22 protein-coding genes and 2 riboswitches are annotated in these 21,449 nt (G+C 71.7%); of the genes, 8 read left to right on the top strand and 14 right to left on the bottom strand.

Translation table 11 applies throughout. From position 1 onward, the window contains the following. The first annotated feature begins 30 nt into the window (after positions 1-30). A complete protein-coding gene (locus FVE89_RS04845; protein ID WP_160533002.1) occupies positions 31-1,398 on the top strand; it encodes a P1 family peptidase in 1,368 nt (455 codons plus the stop codon). Positions 1,399-1,440: 42 nt separating this feature from the next. Here FVE89_RS04845 and FVE89_RS30935 read toward each other — a convergent pair whose 3' ends face one another. From FVE89_RS30935 to FVE89_RS04830, 5 genes are all read right to left on the bottom strand, one after another. Then, the gene (locus FVE89_RS30935; protein WP_246730501.1) at positions 1,441-1,620 is read right to left on the bottom strand and encodes a hypothetical protein; all 180 of its coding nucleotides are present in this window, start codon (positions 1,618-1,620) and stop codon (positions 1,441-1,443) included. Positions 1,621-1,751: 131 nt separating this feature from the next. Next, positions 1,752-2,501, bottom strand: a complete 750-nt coding sequence (locus FVE89_RS30930; protein WP_348644666.1) for an HWE histidine kinase domain-containing protein — start codon at positions 2,499-2,501, stop codon at positions 1,752-1,754. A 348-nt stretch (positions 2,502-2,849) separates the two neighbouring features. Beyond that, the gene (locus tag FVE89_RS30925; RefSeq protein ID WP_246730500.1) at positions 2,850-3,077 is read right to left on the bottom strand and encodes a hypothetical protein; all 228 of its coding nucleotides are present in this window, start codon (positions 3,075-3,077) and stop codon (positions 2,850-2,852) included. Between the two features lie 182 nt (positions 3,078-3,259). Continuing rightward, complete coding sequence (locus FVE89_RS04835; protein WP_160533001.1) at positions 3,260-4,126, bottom strand: alpha/beta hydrolase; 867 nt, start codon at positions 4,124-4,126, stop codon at positions 3,260-3,262. A 67-nt stretch (positions 4,127-4,193) separates the two neighbouring features. Continuing rightward, positions 4,194-4,481, bottom strand: coding sequence for a hypothetical protein (locus FVE89_RS04830; protein WP_160533000.1), 288 nt, complete (start codon positions 4,479-4,481; stop codon positions 4,194-4,196). A gap of 127 nt (positions 4,482-4,608) precedes the next feature. Here FVE89_RS04830 and argE point away from each other — a divergent pair, with 127 nt between their 5' ends. Together argE and FVE89_RS04820 are read left to right on the top strand one after the other, a co-directional pair. Continuing rightward, complete coding sequence (gene argE / locus FVE89_RS04825) at positions 4,609-5,808, top strand: acetylornithine deacetylase (protein WP_160532999.1); 1,200 nt, start codon at positions 4,609-4,611, stop codon at positions 5,806-5,808. A 211-nt stretch (positions 5,809-6,019) separates the two neighbouring features. Further along, positions 6,020-6,916: a polysaccharide deacetylase family protein gene (locus FVE89_RS04820; RefSeq protein ID WP_160532998.1), complete on the top strand. Its 897-nt coding sequence runs from the start codon at positions 6,020-6,022 to the stop codon at positions 6,914-6,916. Positions 6,917-6,965: 49 nt separating this feature from the next. Here FVE89_RS04820 and FVE89_RS04815 read toward each other — a convergent pair whose 3' ends face one another. Beyond that, positions 6,966-7,220 carry a hypothetical protein gene (locus FVE89_RS04815; protein WP_160532997.1) on the bottom strand — a complete coding sequence of 85 codons (255 nt, stop codon included), beginning with the start codon at positions 7,218-7,220 and terminating at the stop codon, positions 6,966-6,968. 244 nt (positions 7,221-7,464) lie between these two features. Beyond that, positions 7,465-8,319 (bottom strand): RNA methyltransferase, encoded by an 855-nt coding sequence (locus tag FVE89_RS04810; protein WP_160532996.1) that lies wholly within the window; start codon positions 8,317-8,319, stop codon positions 7,465-7,467. Between the two features lie 749 nt (positions 8,320-9,068). On the opposite strand from FVE89_RS04810, the gene FVE89_RS04805 reads away from it, so the two are divergent. The 3 genes from FVE89_RS04805 (at position 9,069) to FVE89_RS04795 (ending at position 11,297) form a co-directional block, all read left to right on the top strand. Then, on the top strand, positions 9,069-10,163 hold the full coding sequence (locus FVE89_RS04805) for a replication protein RepA (protein ID WP_160532995.1): 1,095 nt from the start codon (positions 9,069-9,071) through the stop codon (positions 10,161-10,163). 118 nt (positions 10,164-10,281) lie between these two features. Continuing rightward, complete coding sequence (locus FVE89_RS04800; protein ID WP_160532994.1) at positions 10,282-10,908, top strand: winged helix-turn-helix domain-containing protein; 627 nt, start codon at positions 10,282-10,284, stop codon at positions 10,906-10,908. A 170-nt stretch (positions 10,909-11,078) separates the two neighbouring features. Beyond that, on the top strand, positions 11,079-11,297 hold the full coding sequence (locus FVE89_RS04795; RefSeq protein WP_160532993.1) for a hypothetical protein: 219 nt from the start codon (positions 11,079-11,081) through the stop codon (positions 11,295-11,297). Between the two features lie 21 nt (positions 11,298-11,318). Here the strand turns inward: FVE89_RS04795 and FVE89_RS04790 are convergent, their stop codons facing one another. The 7 genes from FVE89_RS04790 to FVE89_RS04760 all read right to left on the bottom strand — a co-directional run bounded on the left by FVE89_RS04790 (position 11,319) and on the right by FVE89_RS04760 (position 20,021). Beyond that, positions 11,319-11,678 (bottom strand): hypothetical protein, encoded by a 360-nt coding sequence (locus tag FVE89_RS04790; protein ID WP_160532992.1) that lies wholly within the window; start codon positions 11,676-11,678, stop codon positions 11,319-11,321. A gap of 803 nt (positions 11,679-12,481) precedes the next feature. After that, positions 12,482-14,221 (bottom strand): DEAD/DEAH box helicase, encoded by a 1,740-nt coding sequence (locus FVE89_RS04785; protein ID WP_160532991.1) that lies wholly within the window; start codon positions 14,219-14,221, stop codon positions 12,482-12,484. Positions 14,222-14,363: 142 nt separating this feature from the next. Further along, on the bottom strand, positions 14,364-15,152 hold the full coding sequence (cobF, locus tag FVE89_RS04780; RefSeq protein WP_160532990.1) for a precorrin-6A synthase (deacetylating): 789 nt from the start codon (positions 15,150-15,152) through the stop codon (positions 14,364-14,366). 41 nt (positions 15,153-15,193) lie between these two features. Further along, entirely contained in the window at positions 15,194-16,132 is a 939-nt protein-coding gene (locus tag FVE89_RS04775) for an ornithine cyclodeaminase family protein (protein ID WP_160532989.1), read from the bottom strand. 159 nt (positions 16,133-16,291) lie between these two features. Beyond that, positions 16,292-17,413, bottom strand: a complete 1,122-nt coding sequence (locus FVE89_RS04770; protein WP_160532988.1) for a DSD1 family PLP-dependent enzyme — start codon at positions 17,411-17,413, stop codon at positions 16,292-16,294. Between the two features lie 44 nt (positions 17,414-17,457). Further along, the gene (locus FVE89_RS04765; RefSeq protein ID WP_160532987.1) at positions 17,458-18,597 is read right to left on the bottom strand and encodes a pyridoxal-phosphate dependent enzyme; all 1,140 of its coding nucleotides are present in this window, start codon (positions 18,595-18,597) and stop codon (positions 17,458-17,460) included. 155 nt (positions 18,598-18,752) lie between these two features. Beyond that, complete coding sequence (locus tag FVE89_RS04760; RefSeq protein WP_160532986.1) at positions 18,753-20,021, bottom strand: D-amino acid dehydrogenase; 1,269 nt, start codon at positions 20,019-20,021, stop codon at positions 18,753-18,755. Positions 20,022-20,085: 64 nt separating this feature from the next. After that, positions 20,086-20,196, bottom strand: a riboswitch (glycine riboswitch). A gap of 3 nt (positions 20,197-20,199) precedes the next feature. Further along, a riboswitch (glycine riboswitch) is annotated at positions 20,200-20,303 on the bottom strand. A gap of 156 nt (positions 20,304-20,459) precedes the next feature. On the opposite strand from FVE89_RS04760, the gene FVE89_RS04755 reads away from it, so the two are divergent. After that, positions 20,460-20,816, top strand: a complete 357-nt coding sequence (locus tag FVE89_RS04755; RefSeq protein ID WP_160532985.1) for a hypothetical protein — start codon at positions 20,460-20,462, stop codon at positions 20,814-20,816. A gap of 89 nt (positions 20,817-20,905) precedes the next feature. After that, positions 20,906-21,436, top strand: coding sequence for a DUF2721 domain-containing protein (locus FVE89_RS04750; RefSeq protein WP_160532984.1), 531 nt, complete (start codon positions 20,906-20,908; stop codon positions 21,434-21,436). Positions 21,437-21,449 lie beyond the last annotated feature (13 nt).

Genomic DNA, 21,449 nt, shown 5'->3' with positions numbered 1-21,449 from the left:
ATGATGGCTGTGCGGGCAAGAACTCTCCTTGTGCTCCTCTTCGGCGCGTGCCTCATCGCCTGCGACGGGGCCGCGGCCGGACAGGACGGTCTCGCGGCCACCGTGGAGCCCCATGAACCGATCCTGCGGTTCGATTGGCCGGCGATCCAAGTCGGTGTCGGCAGCTACGAAGCCGGACCGACGGGCGTGACCGTCATCCGCTTCCCGCATCGCGCCAGCCTGGTCGTCGATACGCGCGGAGGAGCCCCCGGGACCGTCAACACGGATGCCCTCCATCTCGGATACGATCAGCCGCGCTGGGATGCCGTCGTCTTCGCGGGCGGCTCCGCCTACGGCGAGGAGGCGATCACGGCCGTGACGACGGGCCTCAAGGACGACGGATTGAGGAGTGGGAAAAAGGGCACCATCGCCTTCGTGACGGGGGCCATCATCTACGATTTCGGCAGCCGCCGCCTGAACGAGATCTATCCCGACAAACGGCTTGCCCAGGCTGCGCTGCACGCCCTGCACCCGGGGAGCTTCCCGCTTGGTGCACAAGGCGCAGGCCGCATGGCGATCCAGGGCAGCTTCTTCGGCTGCAACGCCCATTCCGGCCAGGGCGCGGCCTTCCGGGAGATCGACGGCATCAAGGTCGCCGCCTTCGTGGTCGTCAACGCGCTGGGCTCCGTTGTCGATCGCCAGGGCAAGGTCCTATCCTGCCATCCCGCCCCGAACTGGCATGGTCAGCCGGGGATCGCGGCGCTGATGTCGAACGTTTCCGCCAGCCGTTCCGCCAATCGGGAGACTCCACAGGAGCCGGGGCCATCTGTCGACACACCCACACACCGGAATACAACGATCAGCCTGATCGTGACGAACAAGAAGCTCACTTATGCGCAGTTGAGCCGTCTGGCCGTTCAAGTCCACACGTCCATGGCGCGCGCCATCCAGCCGTTCTCGACCTTCGACGACGGCGACACGCTCTTCGCGGCGAGCACGAACGAGGTGCCGGGCGAAAGCATGATGGGCAACACGCTCGACACGATCGCGGGTGAGGTCATGTGGGATGCGATCCTGGCGAGCGTCCCGCAGGAGCCCCCCTTCAACCCGCCGCCTCCCGTTAGCGTTTCGCCCGAACGGCTGCGCGGCTTGAGCGGGACCTACGCATTCGGTCCGGAGGCGAAGCTGAAGGTGATGGAAGACGCGGGCCAGTTGAAGGTCCTCGCGCTTGAGAGCCCCGTATTCGAGTTTCGACCGGGGACGCCGGCGGTGGTGCAGGCCATCTCCGACACCGCGTTCTATGTCGCGGGACGCTATCACACCCGCCTCAGCTTCGTGCCGGGATCCGACGGCCGGGTCTCAGCTGCGATCCTGAACGCCGGCCCCTGGGCGCAGACAAGCCTGTCGAAGTCGGATTGATCCCCCACCAGGACTCCGGCTGTCCGGGTTGCAGGGACCGGCTCAGGCACGCCCGGCCCGGAGGTGCCGCGGCACCGGCCCGGTCTCCGCGCCCTCAGCGGGCAGGGGACTCGCCGCCACGTAGACGAGACCCTCGGCCGCGTAGGTCAGACTCGCGGTGCTCCGCCCCGCAAAACCCTGCTCCAGGAGGCGCGTGCCGAACCCCGTCCGCGACGGGGGCACGACCGGGGACCGCCGCGCTCGCGCCAAGTCAGGCGCAGGGTCCGGCCCTCCGAAGCGCTCTCCAGCGTCCAGGCCAGGGCCACGCGGCCGCCCGGGACCGAGAGGGCGCCGTGCTTGACCGCGTTGGTGCACTATTCGTGCAGCATCATCGTGAGCACCAGCGCCCCCTCGGGCGGCAGCCGCAGGTCCGGCCCGTCCAGGGTGACGCGCGGCGCCGGGCTGGGGCCGGATTCGCCCAGGAACGGGTGCACGGCCTGGTCGGCCATCCCGCGCAGCTCCGCGCTCGCCCAGCTCTCCCGGGTCAGGATGTCGTGGGCGCGCGACAGGGCGAGCAGGCGGCCCTCGAAGGCGTCGCGTCCGGCCACGGCGCTGTCGCCGAGATCTTTGAGGCTCCGCGCCGCCATCGATTGCACGGTCGCCAGGGTGTTTTTCACCCTGTGGTTGAGTTCATCGATCAGCAGCCGGTGGGCCTCCCCGCGGCGGGCGAGTTCGTCCGCCGCCATGCCGAGGGCGTCGGCGATCAGCGCGCCCTCGCGCACCAGGGAGCGGGGCAGGGGCGGCAACGGCCGGTCGCCCCCCAGGACCCCCGCGGCAAGGGCCAGCTCCCGCAGGGGCCGGGCGATCAGGCCGGCGAGCAGCCACGCCAGCAGCGCCGCCGCGAGCGCCACGGTGCTGCCCGCCATCAGGATGCTCCGACGCAGGGCGGCGGGCGCCAGGGCCCGGTCGGCGGCCTGACGCACCACGACCTGCCAGCCGAGCCCGGGATAGTCCCGGTGCCCGGCCGTGGCGGCGCGGGTGCTGAGATAGGATGCGGTCGAGCCGGGCCACGGGCCGACCCGGCTCGCACCCTGCGGATCGAGGGGCCGGCCGCCGGTCAGCACGTCCCGGGGCAGGGGGAACCCTGCAGGGCGGGGGTCCGAGGAGCACGCTGCCGTCGCGCGACAGGATCAGGATCTCGGCCCCGGCGTGGTGGCCCCGGAACGATCCTTCGAGCAGGCGCGCCATGTCGCGCGCCCAGGTCCAGTCGAGATGGGCGGCGAGCACTCCGACGAGCTGCCCGTCCGGAGCCCGCACCGGGGCGGCGCGGTCGAGGAGGCGCAGCGGCTCCCGCGCGGTCGGGCTCTGCAGGAGCTTGGCCGGATGGACATCCCCCACGAAGGGCTTCTCGCGGCCCGCGCGAAAATAGTCGCGGCCGGAGACGTCCGCCCCCTCCAGGGCGCCGGTGCTGGTCACCGCGACATGTCCGTCCGCGTCGAGCAGGCCGATGATCGCGTAGGCCGGGTGGTCGCCTGCATCCGCTCCATCAGGGCGCGCTTGGTGGCCGTGTCGGCCCGCGGACCGCGCAGGCTGTCGGAGGATGCGGCGATCTGGATGTCGCGCCGGCGCTCGAACATGCCGCGGTCGAGGCTGCGGGCCATCTGGGCGGCGGGGGCGTCCGATCGCGCGTGAGCCCGCATCCGATCCCCCTTCGGATCCGGCCTGACCCGCCGCCGGAGATCGCGCCCGCCGAGCCTGTTCGGCGCCCCGTTGTCGCGACGCCTGTCTCACCACGGCACAGGGCGTTCAGCAAGCCGGGATCGACGCCCTGCGATCCGGAATCTCTATCCCCCGTTGCACATGTGACCCGACAGCGTCGCCGTCAGCCCCCGAGCAGGGCATGGGCCGCCCGCACCAGGATCCCGTCCGGCCGGCGCAGGGCGTCGAGCACGGAGAAATGCTCGGCGCCGGGCACCGGCAGCAGGGGGCCGGGGGCATGGGACGCCGCCCGCAGGGCGTGCAGGTTGCGGGCGTCGTGGATCAGCGCCGGCAGCTCGGCCGTGCCGTAGGCGACGCACAGGGGCTTGGCGCAGACCGGCAGGCGCAGGGGCGAGAGGGTCTCGATCTCCGCATCGGTCAGGCCGAGCTTGGCGTCGAGATACGTCTCGCGGATCGGCGCCAGATCGTAGACGCCCGAGATGGCGAGCCCCGCCGCCACGGCCGGGTGGCCGAGATGCAGCGCGGTGAGCAGCCCGCCCGCCGACCAGCCCGACAGGACCAGGGGGCCGCGGATCCCGTGCCCCGGCCCCTGCGCGGCCAGCCAGTCGAGGGCCGCGCCGATCTCGGTCGCGATCTGAGACAGGCTCGCCTCCGGGGCGAGGGTGTAGCCGACCATCGCCACCGACCACCCGGCGGCGTTCGGTCCTTCCGCGAAGCAGGCGAACAGCTCCCGGGCGCCCCGCTGCCAATAGCCCCCGTGGAGGAAGACGAGGCAGGGCGCGGCAGCATCCCGGGCCGGATAGAGATCGATGGCGTTGCGGGCACCCGGGCCGTAGGGCCGGTCGAGGCCCCCCGGATGGGCGGCCCGGTAGGCCGCCGAGGCGGCATCCCGAGCGGCGACCTGCCGCGCGCTGTCGGCCACCGCGCGGGTGTTGTCGTAGCAGGCATCCCGGGCGTCGGGATCGAGGGAGGCCCAGCGGCGGCGCGGATCGGCCGGGGTCGGATCGTCGAGGCGGAACGCGTGGTCCATCTTGGATTGTCTCCGGCCTCCCTGCTCGCGCACCATGGCAGGGTGCCGGGTCCGGGTCGAGGTGGGTTCAGAAGCCGGGGGAGGCCCCGGGGATCGTGCCGCCGTAGCCCCAGCCGGTGAAGGGCGGGGCCGCCACCCGCTCCCGCGTGGCCGGGGCGAAGATCCGGGCGAGCGGCCGGGTCTCCTGCCAGGCGCGCCAGTCCCGCAACCGGTCCCGGGCGGCCATCCGGGCGATCGTGCGATCCGTATCCGTCGCGTGGCCCGGCGGGCGCCGGTGCGGGCGGGCCTCGGCCGTGGCCGGCAGCAGCGCCGCGAGGATCAGAAGGGCGGAGATCGCCCGGGTCGCAGGGGACATGGCGCGGGCTCGGCGGGGGAGGGGCCTTCACCGGCAGTGACGCGGCACGGGCCGCTCCGGTTCCGGGATCCCCGGCGGCCCGAAAACCTCGTACAAGGCGATCTTCCCGGAACGAGTCGCGCTGTTCATGCCAGAATCCGATCCGTACGCCGCCCCGCAGACCGCCGACGCCCCCGATCCGGCGGCTTTGCTGGCGACCCTCGTCGGCTTCGACACGGTGAGCGACCGCTCGAACCTGCCGCTGATCGACTGGGTGGAAGCCACCTGCCTCCGCCACGGCGCCGCGGTCGAGCGGGTACCGGACGAGACCGGCCGGAAGGCGGCGCTGCTGGTGAGCGTCGGCCCGTACGAGACCCGCCCCGGCTACGTGCTCTCCGGCCACAGCGACGTGGTGCCGGTGGAGGGCCAGCCCTGGTCGTCGGACCCGTTCACCCTGCGGGAGGAGGGCGGCCGGCTCTACGGGCGGGGCACCTCCGACATGAAGGGGTTTTTGGCGGTCTGCCTCGCGCTCCTGCCCGAGATGGCGGCGGCCGATCTCGCCATCCCGCTCCACCTCGCGATCTCGTACGACGAGGAGGTCGGCTGCCTCGGGGTGCGCCCGCTGATCGCCCGGATGCTGGAGCGTGTGCCCCGGCCGCTCGGCTGTTTCGTGGGCGAGCCGACGGGCATGGAGGTGGTGGCCGGCCACAAGGGCAAGTCCGCCGCCCGCCTCACCTTCCGGGGCCGGGCCAGCCATTCGGCGCTCGCGCCCCAGGGCGTCAACGCGGTGGAATACGCCGCCCGGTTCATCGAGCATGTCCGCCTGTCCGCGGAGGCCCTCGCCCGGGACGGCGCCCGCGACGCGCTCTACGACGTGCCCCATACCACCGGCCTGTCGAGCGTGGTCCAGGGTGGCGCGGCGCTCAACATCGTGCCCGATACCTGCAGCGTCAGCTTCGAGTACCGGGCGATCGGCGCCGACGATGCCGGGGCGCTGGCCGCGTCAGCCATCGCCTACGCCACCGACACGCTGGCACCGCTGATGCGGGCCGTGGACCCGGCCTGCGGCGTCGCGGTCGAGCCGCTGATCGACTATCCGGGCCTCGACACCGACCCGGAGGCGCCGGTCGTGACCCTGGCCAAGCGGCTCGCCGGCCGCAACGGCCATTCCAAGGTCTCGTACGGCACGGAGGGCGGGCTGTTCGACCGGCTCGGCGGCGTGCCCGCCGTGGTGATCGGCCCCGGCTCGATCGCCCGCGCCCACCGGGCCGACGAGTACGTGACCCGGGCCGAGCTCGACGCCTGCGCGGGCTTCGTGCGCCGCCTGATCGCGGTGTGCCGCGGCTGAGGTCATGGGATCCCAAAGGGCTTCAGCCCTTTGGTGGGGTGTCGGGGTCAAACCCCTGCTCTACGGACCTTGGGCCCCGAACGGGGGTCCAAGGTCCGTAGAGCAGGGCTCTGCCCTGCACCCGCCAAAGGACTCGTCCTTTGGAATCCCGTGACGTTCGCCGGTGCGCCGCCCTATCTCGCGGGGATCCTCACGAACCTCGGATCCCGCGATGGATGATGCCCGACACGGCCGCTACGGCTACAGCGCCCTGCCCGACCGCCCGGTCTACGCCTGGCCCGGCGGGCGGCGGCTCGCCGTCTATGTCGGGCTCAACCTCGAGACCTTCGATTTCGGCACGGGACTCGGGGCCGAACTGGCTCCCGGCGGGCCGCAGCCCGACGTCCTGAACTACGCCTGGCGGGATTGGGGCAACCGGGTCGGGGCATGGCGGCTGCGCGACACGTTCGAGGCCCTCGGCCTGCCGGCGAGCGTCCTGGTGAACAGCCGGCTCTACCGGGACTGCCCCGGCCTGATCGAGGCCTTCCGGGCCCGCGGCGACGAGATTGTCGGCCACGGCCGCACCAATGCCGAGCGGCAGGGCACGCTGCCGGAGGCGGAGGAGCGCGCCCTGATCGCCGAGGCCACCGCGATCCTCACCCGGGAGGAGGGGCGGGCGCCCGCGGGCTGGCTCGGCCCGTGGATCTCCCAGTCCCGGGTCACGCCCGACCTGCTGGCCGAGGCCGGCTACCGTTACCTGCTCGACTGGTGCCACGACGACCAGCCGACCTGGATGGCGACCCGTGGCGGCGGGCGGATCCTCGCCGTCCCCTACCCCCAGGAGTTGAACGACATCCCGGCGATCGTCGCCCGCAAGGAGACGGGCCGCCAGTTCGCCGACGCGATCGTCGACGCCTTCGACGAGATGCTGGAGCAATCCGCGGCGGCGCCCCTGGTGATGGGGATCGCGCTCCACCCCTACATCGTCGGGCAGCCTCACCGGCTGCGGCCCCTGCGGGCGGCGCTCGCCCACATCGCCTCCCACCGGGACCGGATCTGGCTCACGACGGCAGGCGCAATCGCCGCGCAGGTCTATACTGAAGCGTCACGGGATCCCGAAGGGCTGTAACCCTTTGGCGGGGTGTCGGGGCAGAGCCCCGACTTCGGGCTTCGCCCGATCAATCCGGAATCGCGAAACCGATCGACAGGCACAGGGCCGCCACGGCGGTCAGGGCCACGGCCGCCTGCCGGACCTGATGCCAGCGGGCATTGCGCGCGCGCTCCTCACAGCTCGCGCCCAGCTGCAATTCGTCCTCGAACCCCTTCACGAAGGTGTCGAAGCTCGGGAAGGCCCGCCGCGCGAGCCACAGCCACACGCCGACAGCGACCAGGCTGCAGGCCCACCCCCCGTAGGTAAACGCATCGTCCAGCATCCGGCGCTGCCTTGAGGCTACGCCCCCCTCGCCGCGCATTCTACGGGAGCCTGCCGCCGCTGCCTAGAGCCGCGCCCGATCGCGTTGCAATCGAGCCCGGCTCTAAGTCTTTGTCGCAACGCGCTCTCTTGCGCCGAACCGGATTCCACTTCGGCGCAGAGCGCTGCAGACGAACCCGCCATGCGCGGGTGCCGTCCCGTGGTTCCGGGCGTATCGGGCCTGCGCTCACATCACTGGGTCCACGTCACTGCGCGCCTGTGCCGGGCCGGCCGAGGGCGTAGAGCGTGATGGCGGCGGCGTTCGAGACGTTGAGGCTGCGGATCGCGCCCGAGAACGGGATCCGGGCCAGCACGTCGCAGCAGCTCCGGGTGCGCTCGCGCAGGCCCTTGCCCTCGGCGCCCAGCACGATCACCAGGGGCCGGGCGATGGTCAGGGCATCGAGGCTCTCGGGCGCGTCGGAATCGAGCCCGACCCGCGTGAAGCCCCGCTCCCCCAAGGCGATCAGCGCCTCGGCGAGGTTGCGCACGGTCACGAACGGCACGTGCTCCAGCCCGCCGGAGGCGGATTTCGCCAGGACCCCGGTGGCGCCCGGCGCGTGGCGCGCCGTGGTGACGATCCCCGCCACCCCGAAGGCCGCGGCGGTGCGCACGATCGCCCCGACATTGTGCGGGTCGGTGATCTGATCGAGCGCCAGCAGCAGGGCATCGGCCGGCAGGTCGTCGAGCCCCGGGGCGGGCAGGGGCTCCGCTTCGAGATACAGGCCCTGGTGGACGGCGTCCGGGCCGAGCAGACGGCCGATCTCGCTCGGGCGCACCAGCTCGGGGGTGATCCGCAGGGCGCCTCCGAATTCGGCCTCCAGGCGCGCGGCGGCATTCTCGGTGGCGAGCAGCCGGTGCAGGCCGCGCGCCGTGTTCCCCAGCGCCTGGACCACCGGATGCCAGCCATACAGCACGGTGGCTCCGTCGGCCCCGGACTCTCGCCGGGGGCCGCCCTGGGGGGGACGATAGCCGGGTCGGGCGCCCGGTCTCCAGGAGCCGGGTGGCCGGCCGCCGGGTGACCGGCCTTTGGGCGGGCGGTCGTCGTTGCGGCGGTCCGTCATGGGGTTGCGAGGGCTGGGGACGCGACGGGTGAGCGGAACATCGGCATGGCCTTTCTGGGGGCCCTCTTCAGATGGTCCCGAGAAACCGGGCGTGATCGTCCACGTCAAGCCGGCCTCCGACCTGGGCCGCCGGAGCGCCTGTCAGAGCGCGGATCGCTTCGGAATGTGGACAAGCGGGTCATATTCCCTTTGATCCCTGTGTAAATTCCTTCTGCTGGCGGTGCGTTCGCTCAACCGAACGATGCCGCGCGCAGTAGGAAGATTATCTGGAGGAATCTTTCAGAGAGTCAGTTCAGCAGGTTATATGGGGTCGGAAATTGTTGAGGCTCACCAGGGCTTTGGCGGCCTTTCGCGCATTCGACTCTGCGCGGGGTTGCATCGAACTCTGCGCACCGGCGTATCGGAGTCTGCGCCGGATCTGCGGGTCGCCGTATCGGAGTCTGCGCATCGGCGTATCGGATTCGGCGCCAAATCCCGCCGGGCGCGGTGAATAACGGGGACGGAATGTCCGGACCGGGGCGTATCGAACTCTGCGTGGGATGAACCGGCCGGCGCGGGCCGTATGCGACTCTGCGCAAGCCGATCTCCGACCCGGCGGGAAACCCACGGGCAGGCCCGCGGGGAAGCGGGGATTGCCGGGACAAGCCGGACCGGCCTCGCGCCCCGGCGTCCGAATCGTGGCATGGCAGGTTCGGGCCGCCATCCCGCGCATAGGGGAGGGGCGCCCATGCGACGCGGGCCGAGGGGCGATGACCATCGAGGAGAAGATCGCCGGGATCCACGATCCGGACCTGCGGGCCGAGGTCGAGGCGGCGCGCGGCGGCTTCCTGTTCGCGCAGATCGTCGAGCACGTCCTGCACCGCCAGCGCGAGCGCGACGCGCAGGCCGCCCTCCTCGGCGAGGAGGAGCGGCGCCGGTCGAGCCTCTCCCGCGACCAGCGCCGCCGCGACGCCGTGCGGCTGGTGATCGAGAGCGAGCCGGCTTTGCCGTCGAGCCTGCAGCACATCCACTCGGTGCTGGCCCTCTGCGGCCTGCCCTACCGCGACCCCGGGCCGGTGCGTGAATTCTCCCGCACCTACGGGCGCAATTCGCTGAGCCTGATCGCCGGGCGGATCAAGGACCCGGAGACCGGCGCCTTCGAGCCCCAGGGCCTGCCCTACGGGCCCAAGGCCCGGCTGATGCTCCTCCACCTCTGCACCGAGGCCGTGCGCCAGCGCAGCCCCACCGTGAAGGTCGCCGAGACCCTGTCGGGCTTCATGCGCGAGATGGGTTTTGCGGTGACCGGCGGCGAGCGTGGGACCATCCGGCAGTTCAAGGAACAGCTGAACCGGCTGGCCGCCTGCTCCATGCAGATCGGTCTCTGGGACGGGCGCGACAGCGCCACCACCCTCAACGTCCCGCCCTTCCGCAGCCTGGAGCTGTGGCGCCCCCGGGCCGGGGAGGGGGACGAGACCGCGGAGCGCACCGTGCGCTTCGATCCGGAATTCTACGAGACCCTGATCCGGCACGCCCTGCCGGTCGATATCCGGGCCGCCCGCGCCTTCTCGGGCTCGGCGCGCAAGCTCGACCTGCTGTTCTGGACCGGCTACCGGCTGCGGTCCCTCCAGCGCCCGCTGCGGCTGACCTGGACCAACCTCCACGCGCAGTTCGGGGCCGAGAACGCCTCGATCCGCAGCTTCCGGCAGGCCTTCAAGGCGGATCTGGCCCATCTGCGGGAGGTGTTTCCGCGCCTGCCCGTCGTGCTCGACGATAACGGCCTGACCCTGCACCCGGCCGATCCCAGCACCCTGCTGGTGCCGCCCCGGCCGGCATCGAAGGGACTGCGAGCGCGCGGAAAGGAATAAAACCGCGGCGGTCGAAGGAACGAAGTTTCATTCCCTTCAGGACCGCGTATTCCTTCTGCAGCATGTTCCCGAAGCTCGGAACAGGTGCTATATTCCTTCCAAAGCGAAGGAATGACCGATGGGCCTGTCGGATGCTGAGATCGAGATGCGGCTCGCGGCTCTGCGGCGCCAGCGCGAGGCGCTCGACCGGGAGATCGCGGATCTCGTCCTCTATCAGGAACTCGGCCGCCGCCTGGGAGCCGTGAGGGCCGGGGCCGATACCCACGGCCCGGACGCCGAACCCGGCTCGGCGCCGATATCCGATCAAACCCGCGCGCGGGACACGCGTCCGGCCCCACACCCCGCCCCGGCCCGGGCGGTTCCGGCCGATCCCGCGCCGGTCGCGACGCGCACATCCGGCCAGGGGATCGCGCCCACCGGATGGCCCGCATCGGGGCTTTCCGAGGCCCGGGCGACACCCGAGGCGATCCCGCCGGCCATCGCCTTCACGGAGGATGTCGCGGGGGCCCGCCGCTACGGCCGGGCCCTGGTGGAAGCCGCCTGCACGGCCCTCGCGCGGGCGGGCCGGCCGCTGCACGCGGCGGAGATCCTGGACATCCTCTCGGCGCAGGGCTTCACCCTGCCGGGCCGCGACCCCGTGGCGGCCCTCAACACCCGGTTGTGGAAGCGGTCCGGTCCGGGCGGCCCCCTCCGGCGGGTCGGCGAGGCCACCTACGCCCTGGCGGCGGACGATGTGTCGGGCTGATCGACCGGTCACGAATGCGCGACGGCCGGCCCGCCCCGGGCCTGCATCCCTCATATTGGGGTCGTGCGGCACCGGGAAATCGGATCGGACTGGCTCCTCGGGCCGGGGAGGGGTGTCATGGACGGACACGACGGAGATCGGACTCTCAAGCATGCGTCGGGTCATGCTCGATGACGGTGGCGCTCACGAATCCGGCCGCGCAGGCCTGTGCCTTCGTGCTCGGCTGCGCGGTGATCCATGCCGCCCGGGCCCACGCGGCGTTTCTCACGCGCCTGCTCGTCACCGCGATCATCGGGGCGAGCGTGCTGCTGCTGCTCGCCGCCTCCCTCACCTACGCGCCCGGGGCGGACGAGACCTTCGACGAGGTCTCGGTCTACGCGGCCTCATGAAGGAAGCGCCCGCCGGGCGGCTCAGTTGATCATGCAGAAGCCGAGCCCGGTTCCGATCCGGCGCTCCTGCGCACACCAGGGTCTGGCGGGGCTGGGCGCCGTCTTCAGATCGGCGACGGCCTGGCTCGCGCCCGCTTCGGCACCGCGCGGGGCGCGGTCGGCGGGGGGCCTCTCGCTGGTCGTGAGCACGCGCGACACGGATGGGTCGCCCTCGGGGGGGCGGGTCTCGACGGGGCCGGTCTCGACCTTCAGCTCGGGGATCCGGTCGCTCGGCTGCGCCAGATCGGGCGGGCCCAGCGTGGCGAGCCCGGGCATGTCCTGCGCAGCGGCGGCGCCGCACAGGATCAGACAGGCGGCCGGAGCCGTGAGGAACCTGAGCATCGACGAAGCTCCTGATGCGAACGATCCCGCCGCTCGACTTCGCAGGACGAGACCGATCGGCGCGCGACTCTAGGGGGCGGCCCGTTAAAGGCAGGCGAAGATTTAGGATTAACAAATCTTTGTCGTTCTTCGCGGGATTACGGATTGTATCGACTGATCTTCATCGGCATCCGGCCCAAGGCGAGAGCATGACGGCGCATTGCGCCACTGCCGGATCGGGCCGACAGGATTGCGCGAGGGCCGCGGGATCTGGCGGTGCGGGCGAGCCTCCTGCCTGGAGACGCCCGGCAGACATCGCGGCTGCGCTGCCGCCCTGAGATCATCCGCGGCTTCCCATCGCAACGTGTGGGCGCGGGGAGGGCGCTTGAACGGCCCTCCCCGTTGGAGCGCCCCGGTCCTGTCGCGCTGAAAGGGTCTCCGGTGGGAGCTTCAGCCGAGTATCTCCGGACCGAGCATCTCCGGGCGGCCGCCGAGCGTCCCGCCACCCGTGATCATGGCCCCGGTCCAGACGCCGACCCATATGCCGACCCAACGGCGTCCCCTCGACCCCGGGCCGGTCATCCTGCGTTCGCATAAGATATATTATGGAACTAAATCGGCCTGCCGAGTGGGCGAGGGGGCCTGGTATGCCAGTTGGGCACGTCCGAGCAGGTGTTCGGGACGGTTTGGCGGCGGATGTACGGACGACGCGCGCGCGTCTCCCGACTGGCCCGGTCAACGGATCGGTGCCGCTTCGTGCCGACCCCGGACGGAGGTGGAGCGCTCCGGGCGAGGGCGGTCCCGGCCCCCTCCCCGCGCCGGCATCACGCGGCGCGTCCGGACCGCCGCCGGGAATCGCCGAGGATCCGCCCGTCCTCCGCCCGGCACTCGATCTGCTCCGTCAGCCGGCCCGGCCGGATCCGGATCGCCGCGGGGCGGGTCAGGCGGTCGGCGCGGTCCAGGAACCCGGTGGTACTCATGGGCGCATCCCGACCGCCGCCGAGGCCGCGCCACCAGGACACCGCCTTCTCGCGCTCATAGCCGCTGCGCTCGGGGCGCAGGCGCACGGACCACGTGGCCTGTGCGGCGCCGTCGCGCCAGCCGAGCACGAGATCGAGCCCGTCCGGTGCAGGCTCCAGGCTCAGCGCCGTGACAGGATGCCAGGGGGCGTCGTCCCGCGCATCATCGGACGTGGGGGCAGGGCCGGGCAGTTCGAGGCCGTGCGCGCTCGGATCGGCGGAAAGAATCGGCCATTCGTCGTCGGCCGCGGCCGCGTGCGGGGCATCCGCCTCCGCGTCCATCTCCGGCTCGGTCCAGCAAGGCTCGCAGGTCGAGGCGTTGAGGGGAATCAGGGCGCCGCAGCCGGGACAAGGCTTGGCGCGCGAGGCCCCTGCCCCGCCGAGCAGCTGGCTCTGGATCTCTCCGGCGCTCCGGGCGGTCACCGCGTCCACCGGCCCGTGCATCCGCACCAGCCCGGCATAATCGAGGATCAGCGCATCACGCTTGCCCGGCGCGCAGCGCAAGGCCCGGCCGACCTGCTGGACGTAGAGGCCGGTGCTGCGGGTCGGGCGCAGCAGCGCCACGAGATCGACCTCGGGCACGTTGAAGCCGGTGCCGAGGACGCCGACCGAGGTCAGGCAGCGGATCGTCCCGGCCCGGAAGGCGGCGACGATCCGGTCGCGCTCCCGCCGAGGCGTCTCGCCCGAGACGGTCTCGCAGGAATAGCCCTCCGCCCGCACCGCGTCGCGCACGGCCTCGGCATGGGCGAGCCCGGCGCAGAAGGCGAGCCACGCCCGGCGCTGGCGTCCAAATTCCGCGAGTTCGGCCACCGCGGCCCGGGTGATCGCGTCGCGGTTGACCGCCGCCTCCAACTCGCCCGGGATGTAATCGCCCGCGCGCCGGCCGACGCCCGAGACGTCGAGCTGGGTCAGCGTCGCCTTGGAGACGAGCGGCGCCAGGAAACCCTGGCGGATCAGCGTGAAGGTGTCGGCCTCGTAGGCGATGCCGGAGAACAGCCGGTGGGGGCCCTCGTCGAGCCGGCCCGAATCGAGCCGGTAGGGGGTCGCGGTGAAGCCCGCCACCCGCATTCCGGGCCGACGCGCCCGCAGGCCCGCCAGGAACCGGCCGTAGCGGGTCTCGGCGGCGCGGGGGATCAGGTGGGCCTCGTCGACGATCACGAGGTCGCGCGGCCCCACCGCGTCGAGCCGGTCGGCCACCGACTGGATGCCGCAGACCAGCACCTGCGCGCCGGCCTCCCGCCGCCCGAGTCCGGCGGAAAAGATCCCGGCCGGCGCCTCCGGCCAGGCGCGGGTGAGTTCGGAAAAATTCTGGGCGACGAGTTCGCGGCTGTGGGTGACGATCACGACCCGGGCGAGGGGGTTTTCGTCCAAGGTCTCCCGGGCCAGCGCCGCGATCACGAGCGACTTGCCGGCGCCGGTGGGCAGCACGATCAGGTGGCCGGGCGCCGCCGCGTCCACCTCGCCCCGCCCCCAGGCGACCGCCAGCGCGTCGAGGCTGGCGCGCTGGTAATCCCGCAGGCGCAAGCCCTGCTCAGGTCGTGGCATACCCGTCTTCACCCCAGCCCGATCAACCGCGATCCCGGGATCCCAAAGGGCCGAGGCCCTTTGGCGGGGTGTCGGGGCGGCGCCATGACATCGGGCTCTGCCCGATACCCGCGAAAGGGCACGCCCTTTCGAAACCCGGATTCTAGCCGGGTCCGTCGTCCCCGTCCGTGGCGGCTTGGCCACGGCGCAGCAGGTAGATGTCCATGATCCAGCCGTGCCGGTCCCGGGCCTCGGCGCGGACCCGGCGGATCGTGTCGCCGACCGCGCCCAGCCGGCCGGCGATCAGGATCTCGTCCGGGCCGCCGAGATAGGCGCCCCAGAAGATCGTCAGGTCCGGATCGAGATGGCCGAAGGCCGGGTCCCCGTCGAGCATCACCACGACGCTGTCCGCATCCGCAGGCCAGCCCGCCGCGAGGCGCCGGCCCGTGGTGATCAGCACCGACCCGCCGATGCCGTTCAGCGGCACCGCGTGGCGGGCGGCGAGCACCTGCACGCTCGACAGGCCGGGGATCACCGTGCGGGTGAACGCCACCTGGCCGCGCCCGGCGATCCGGTCGAGGATGCGCAGCACGCTGTCGTAGAGGGCGGGGTCGCCCCAGGCCAGGATCGCCCCCACCTCCCCCGGTGCCAGATGCTCCGCGAAGGCCGCCTCCAGCCGCTCGGCCCTGGCCGCGTGCCACGCCGCGACGGTGCCGCCGTAATCGGCCGGGCGGCGCTCCCGGGGCGGATCCTCCACGGTGACGACGCGGTGGGGTTTTCCGATATGGGCCGCGCAGATCCGCCGGCGAATCTCCACGAGATCGGCGGTCTCGGCGCGCTTGTCGAGGATGAATACCACGTCGACGTCGGCGAGCGCCCGCACCGCCTGGAGGGTCAGGTGCTCGGGGTCGCCCGTGCCGATGCCGATGACCCGGATCTGCCTGTCCTGCATGCCGTCCTCCGCCGACAGGGGAGGGCCGGCGCCGGCTTGCCCTACAGGCGCGCGTCGGCTTTGGCGAGGATCGCCCGGGCGATGGTCAGGTCCTGCAGGGCGATGCCGGAGGAATCGAACACGGTGATCGCATCCGGATCCGTCCGGCCCCCCTCCCCGCTCCGCAGCACGTCGCCGATCGCCGTGAGACTCGCCTGAGCCGGCGCGGAGGCGTGCTGGAACTCGCCGATCGTGCGCGACTGCTCAGGCAGGTCGCAGAACAGGGCCGCCCGCTCCAGCAGGGCGGGGGGTAGTTCCTGTTTGCCCTTCGCGTCCGCCCCCATGGCGGCGACATGCGTGCCGGGGCGGACCCAATCGGCTTCGAACAGCGGCGCGCGGGCGGGCGTCGCCGTGACGATCACGTCGGCGGCCTGGCAGGCTTCCCGGGGCGAGGCCGCCCGCACGTCGAGCCTGGAGGTCCCCTGCCCCGCCAGGCGCTCGGCAAAGCCCGCGACCTTGGCGGCATCCCGGGCGACGACCAGCACCGTCCGGATCGGCAGCACCCGGGCCAAAGCCGCGGCCTCGAACTCCGCTTGGTTGCCGGCCCCGAACACAGCGAGCACCGTGGAATCCGGCCGGGCCAGCACGCTCGCCGCCACCGCGTCGGCGGCGGCGGTGCGGTAGGCGTTGACGCGGCCCGCCTCGATCACCGTGTCGATCCGGCCGACATCCTGGTCGAACAGCAGGATCACCGAATTGTGCCGCGGCAGGCCCCGGTCCGGGTTGCCGGGCCAGAACGAGCCGACCTTCAGGCCGGCATAATCGGCGGTCGCGCCCGACTTGATCGAGAACCGGTTGGCCGGCTCCGAGCCGTGCCCGAGCACCGCCGGGAACAGGGTGGTGCCCGGCGCGACCGCCGCGATCAGCGCCTCGCGGGCCGCGTCGAACGCCATGGCGTGATCGACCAGGGCGGCCGATTCCTCCTCCGAGATGAAGCGCATGGGTTCACGGACCTCCCAAGTCTTGGTTCAACAAGTCATGGTTTCGAAAGGTCCGAGACCTTTCGCGGGTGCAGGGCAGAGCCCTGCTGCTGGGCTTCGCCCGATGTCATGGCTCCGCCCCGACACCCCGCCAAAGGGCCTTGGCCCTTTGGAAACCCGTTACAGCGTCATGCCGCGGGCAGTGACCGGCCAGATCGCCTCGACCCGACCGTTCCGCACGCCCACGTACCAGTCGTAGACGTTGACCGTCGGGTCGCAATGGCCGGGGATCAGCTTCAGGCGCTCGTTGAGCCGCAGCACGTTGCCGGGATCGTTGAGAACGCCGTGCTCGTCCGAGCACTTGATGTATTCGATGTCGGTCCGCCCGAACACCAGGGGCAGGCCGCTGTCGACGCTCTGGGCCTTCAGCCCGGCGTCGCAGATCGCGACATCCGCCTTCGCCTTGCTCATGATCGCCGTGTAGATGAACAGGCTGTTCTCGAAATCCGTGATCGGGCGTCCCTCGGCGTCCTTTACCCGCTGGTAGTCCACGTCCATGAAGACGTAGGAGCCGCATTGCAGCTCGTTGTAGACGCCGCTGCCGCCTTCCATCGCGAAGCTGCCGGTGCCGGCCCCCGCCACGATGGCACAATCGAGCCCCTCGGCCTTGAGCAGGTCGACGGTGCGCTTCGTCTCGTCGATCGCCGTCTGGATCAGAGCCTTGCGCGCGCCGAAATCGCGCACGTGCTGGGCCTTGCCCTGGTAGGCCTGCAGGCCCGCAAAGCTCAAGTTCGGCGCCGCCGCAATTCTTTTGGCGATCGCCACAGCGGGCTCGCCCGGCGCGACGCCGCAGCGGCCGGCCCCGACATCGATCTCCACGAGGCATTCGAGGGTGACGCCGTACTTCACCGCCGCCGCCGAGAGGTCGTCGACGTTGCCGAGATCGTCGACGCAGACCAGCACCCGCGCCCGCGTGGCCAAAGCCGCGAGGCGCTCGATCTTCTTCGGCGCAGTCACCTGATTGGAGACCAGTACGTCGCGGATGCCGGCGCTCACCAGCGCCTCGGCCTCGCTGACCTTCTGGCAGCAGACGCCGCAGGCCCCGCCCCGCTCGATCTGCATCACGGCGATGTCGGACGACTTGTGCGTCTTGGCGTGCGCCCGGTGGCGCAGGCCGTGCTCCTTCATGAAGCGGCCGAGCTTGTCGATGTTGCGCTCGAGGGCGTCGAGATCGACCAGCAGGCAGGGGGTGTCGACCTCCTCGACCGGCATCCCGACGGTGGCGGGGATGTTGTTGCGCATGGGTGTCTCCTCCGGATCGATATTGTCGGGTCGGTGGGGGCCCGTCAGGGGGCGAGGCCCAGAAGCTCGGCGATGCGCGGCGTCGCCTTGATGCCGGTGCCGGTGAGCACCACCACGGTCGTCTCGTCGGGCCGGATCGCACCGCGCGCGGTCAGGTCGGTGAGCGCCGCGGCCGCCATGGCGCAGGTCGGCTCGACGTAGAGACCGGAGCGGGCGAGCTCCATCAGCGCCGCCTCGATGGCTGGCTCGGAGACCGCCACGGTGCCGCCACCGGACCGGCGGAGCGCCGCCAGCACTTCGCGGCCCCGGACCGGCTGCGCGATCGAGGCGCCCTCGGCCAGCGTCGGGCGCGGCGTCACCGGCACGAAATCCGCGGCGCCCGCCTCGAAGCCGGCATGCAGGGGCGCGCAATGGGCCGGCTGCACCGCGTAGAGGCGGGGGAGCCGGGTGATCGCTCCCCGGCGCAGCAGCTCCGAGAAGCCGATATCGCAGCCGAGGATGTTGCTGCCCGCCCCGCACGGGATGATCACGGCGTCGGGCGCGGAAAAACCCAGATCCTCCCACAGCTCGTAGGCCAGCGTCTTGGTGCCCTGGAGGAAATGCGCCTGCCAGTTGTGGCTGGCATAGAAGATCGAATCCGCCTGGGCGACCGCCGCGTCGGCGGTGTCCTGGCGGGTGCCGGGGATCAGCTCGACCTCGGCGCCGGTGGCGCGCATCTGCACGGTCTTGGCCGGCGAGGTCGAGGCCGGGACCAGGATCTTGGCCCGCATGCCGGCGGCGGCCGCGTAGGTCGCCACCGCGGCCCCGCCATTGCCGGAGGAATCCTCCAGCACCGCGTCGACCCCCTGCTGGCGCAGGATCGACAGCATCACGGAGGCGCCGCGGTCCTTGAAGCTGCCCGAGGGGGCGAACCATTCGAGCTTGAAATGCGCGTGCCCGCCCCGCCAGGGCCGGCGCACCAGCGGCGTGCAGCCCTCCCCGAGGGTCACCGGATCGGACACCGCCACCGGCAGGGCGGCGGCGTAGCGCCAGAGGGAGCGCTTGGCCGTGTCGATCGCGTCCCGATCGATCCCGGGAAGATCCGTGATCATCAGCGGACCGCCCGTCTCGGAGCGCCAGCGCGGCACCGCGATCGGGTAGGTCGCCCCGGTGGCGGGGTCGAGATAGGCGGCGGACGGGGGCATCGCGGCTCCGGTTCCGGGGCGGTTCGGAAAGAGAATACAAAATAATCTGCGACGGCGCGCCTCCCTTCTTCGGGATGGGACGGCGCGCCGCGATGCACGTCAGGGCGCCGCCCCGACACCCCGCCAAAGGGCCGCAGGCCCTTTGGAAACCCCGGTCAGGCCGCCAGTGGCAGAACAACACTCCGCTCGGGCGCGTGCTCGGCCGCGATCGCCTCGGCGACGAGCTCGGCGGTGGCCCCCGAGAGGGTCCAGCCGAGATGGCCGTGGCCGGTATTGTAGAACACGCCGGGCCGGCGGCCGCGGCCGACCTTCGGCAGCATGTTGGGCAGCATCGGGCGCAGGCCGCTCCAGGCCACCACCCGGTCGGTGTCGACCAGCGGGAACTGCTCCCGGGTCCAGTCGATCAGCGGCTGGATCCGGTCGTGGCGGATGTCGCGGTTGAAGCCGTTGAACTCGGCCGTGCCGGCGACCCGCAGGCGCTCGTCGCCGAGCCGGCTCGTGACGATCTTGGCCGCCTCGTCGAGGATGCTGACCTCGGGCGCCGCCTTCTGCGCCTCCGGGCTCAGCAGGTTCACGGTGATCGAGTAGCCCTTCACCGGATAGACGTTGACCCGGTCGCCGAGCATCGCCGCGAAGTGCCGGCTGGCGCAGCCCGCGCAGATCACCACCGCGTCGGCCTGCAGGACCTGCGCCGCCTCCGTCGGGCGACCCCCCGCGCGCCGCCAGCCGACGGCGTAGCCCCCTGCCCCCGGCGCGATCGTCGCGACCTCGGCGTCCTGGATGAAGCCGACGCCCTTGCGCGCGCAGGCCGCCGCCAGGCCCCGGGTGAACTTGTGGATGTCGCCGGTGGCGTCCGAGGGCGTGAAATAGCCGCCGTGATAGCTGCCGGCGAGCGTCGGCTCGATGGCGCGGATCTCCTCCGGGGTCACGGCGTAGCGCTCCAGGCCCCCCTCCCGCAGCAGGGCGTTGACGGAGGCGGCTTGCTCGAAGCTCGCCCGGTCCCGGTAGAAGTGCAGGATGCCGCGGGTCTTCAGGTCGAAGTCGATCCCCTCGGCCTCCGCCATGGCGAACAAAGCTGTCCGGGCCTTCAGCGCCAGCCGCACGGTCTCGACGGTGTTCCGGCGGTAATGGGCGATCTCGCGCATGAACTCCGCCATCCAGGACAGCTTGTGCCAGGAGGGGGTGGGGTTCATCAGCAGCGGCGCGTCGCGGCGCATCATCCACTGCACGCCGTGGAGCACCGTGGAGAGCTTGTTCCAGACCTCGGCGTTGCAGGCCGAGAGCTGGCCGCCATTGGCGAAGGAGGTCTCCATGGCGGCGTAGCGCTGCCGGTCGAGCACGGTGACGCGGTAGCCGCGCTGGGCGAGCGCGTAGGCGGTCGTCACGCCGGTGATGCCGGCGCCGATCACGGCGATGTGGGTCATGGGTGGGACTCCGGAACGAGGACGCGGGAAGGCCGCCTTGAGCGGTCGGCCGGTTGCGCGCCCCATCTGTCCCGGTGCCTGAGAGCTTGATCCGCGATGGGCCCTGGCGAGGCCTTTCGCGAACGTCCCCTTCGGCGGGTGCCCACGGGCTGCCCCGCTGCACCGCTCTCCAGATCGCCCTGACGACACGGTTCCGGTGCCTGAGAGTTTCCGGGGCGGTTGCTCCGTCGGCGCCGGGTCCCCCTCTTATGGGTGGATCCCGGTCTCTCCCGCATCGTCGCGATGGGCTGACCCCTCGATACCGCGATTCGCCGGCCCCGGAGAAGCCCGGATTCCCGGCACCCTGCCCGTTTCGCGGACAGCGCGTGCGCAGTGTCACGGGCGGAGCCATCCCGCCCCGGATCGGTTGAGAGGAGATCCGAATGCGGAGACGCCCCGATGCTGACCAGGACCGCAATCTACGAGGGCCTTGTGCGCGACGGCCGGGAGGACGAGTTCTTCCGCCGCGTGCGGGACGAGCTGGAGCCGTTCTGGCGGCGCTTCCCCGGCGTCACGGCGGTCCGGGTCCAGCGCCTCGTCTCCAAGGATGCGGATGCGCGGCCGATCGCCATGATCCTGGAGATGGATTTTCCCGATCAGGCGGCGCTCGACGCCTGCCTCGCCTCGCCGATCCGCCCGGAATCGCACGCCGCCACCGAGGCGGTGATGACGCTGTTCGAGGGCCGGTTCTACCATCTCGTCAGCGAAGCCCGGACCCTGCCGCCGGCCGGACCGGGTCCAACCCGGGGGGCCTGAGGCCGGACCCGGGAACACCCCGGACGGGCGCCGGTTTGCCGGAGGGTCGGTCGCCGATCGCCACCCCGCGCCGAGAGCCCCGAACCCCGATGACCCTGGACCTCGCGAAGGTGCTCACGACGGTCGGGCCCGCGGCCTCGATCATCTTCGCCGCCTGGATCTTCGTGGGCTTCCTGCAGACCCGCTACGACGCTGCGGTCGAACGCTACCGCGACCTGATCGAGAAGTTCAGGACCTCGGACCTGTCGGGAAGCCGGAAGGCCAACATGCGGGACGAGATCCTCAACTACAAGCGCCGCTGCGAGCTGATGAACCGGGCGACCGGCTGCGGCCTCGTCTCCGCCATGCTGCTGATCTCGACGATGATCTTCGGCGGCCTGTCGATCGTCTTCCAGGACATCGTTCTCCTGAAGCTCGCCAGCATGGGCACGGCCCTGCTGGGCCTGCTCCTCGTCATCGTCGGCGCGGTCATCGTCGTCATGGAGGGGCGGATCATCCGCCGGCAGATCCACAGCGAGTTGCTGGACATCCCGGACCTGGCGCACGGCATCGACCAGGATGCGGGCGCCATCGACGATCCGCACCGGCGCGGACAGGAGCGCGTGCCGGTCCGGCGGTAGGGCGCACCCGCGA

It is taken from the genome of Methylobacterium sp. 2A, assembly GCF_009806555.1.
In the GTDB taxonomy this organism is placed as follows: Bacteria; Pseudomonadota; Alphaproteobacteria; order Rhizobiales; family Beijerinckiaceae; genus Methylobacterium.
Note: the sequence above shows the minus strand (reverse complement) of the source record. Positions and strands in the feature narration are given on the sequence as shown.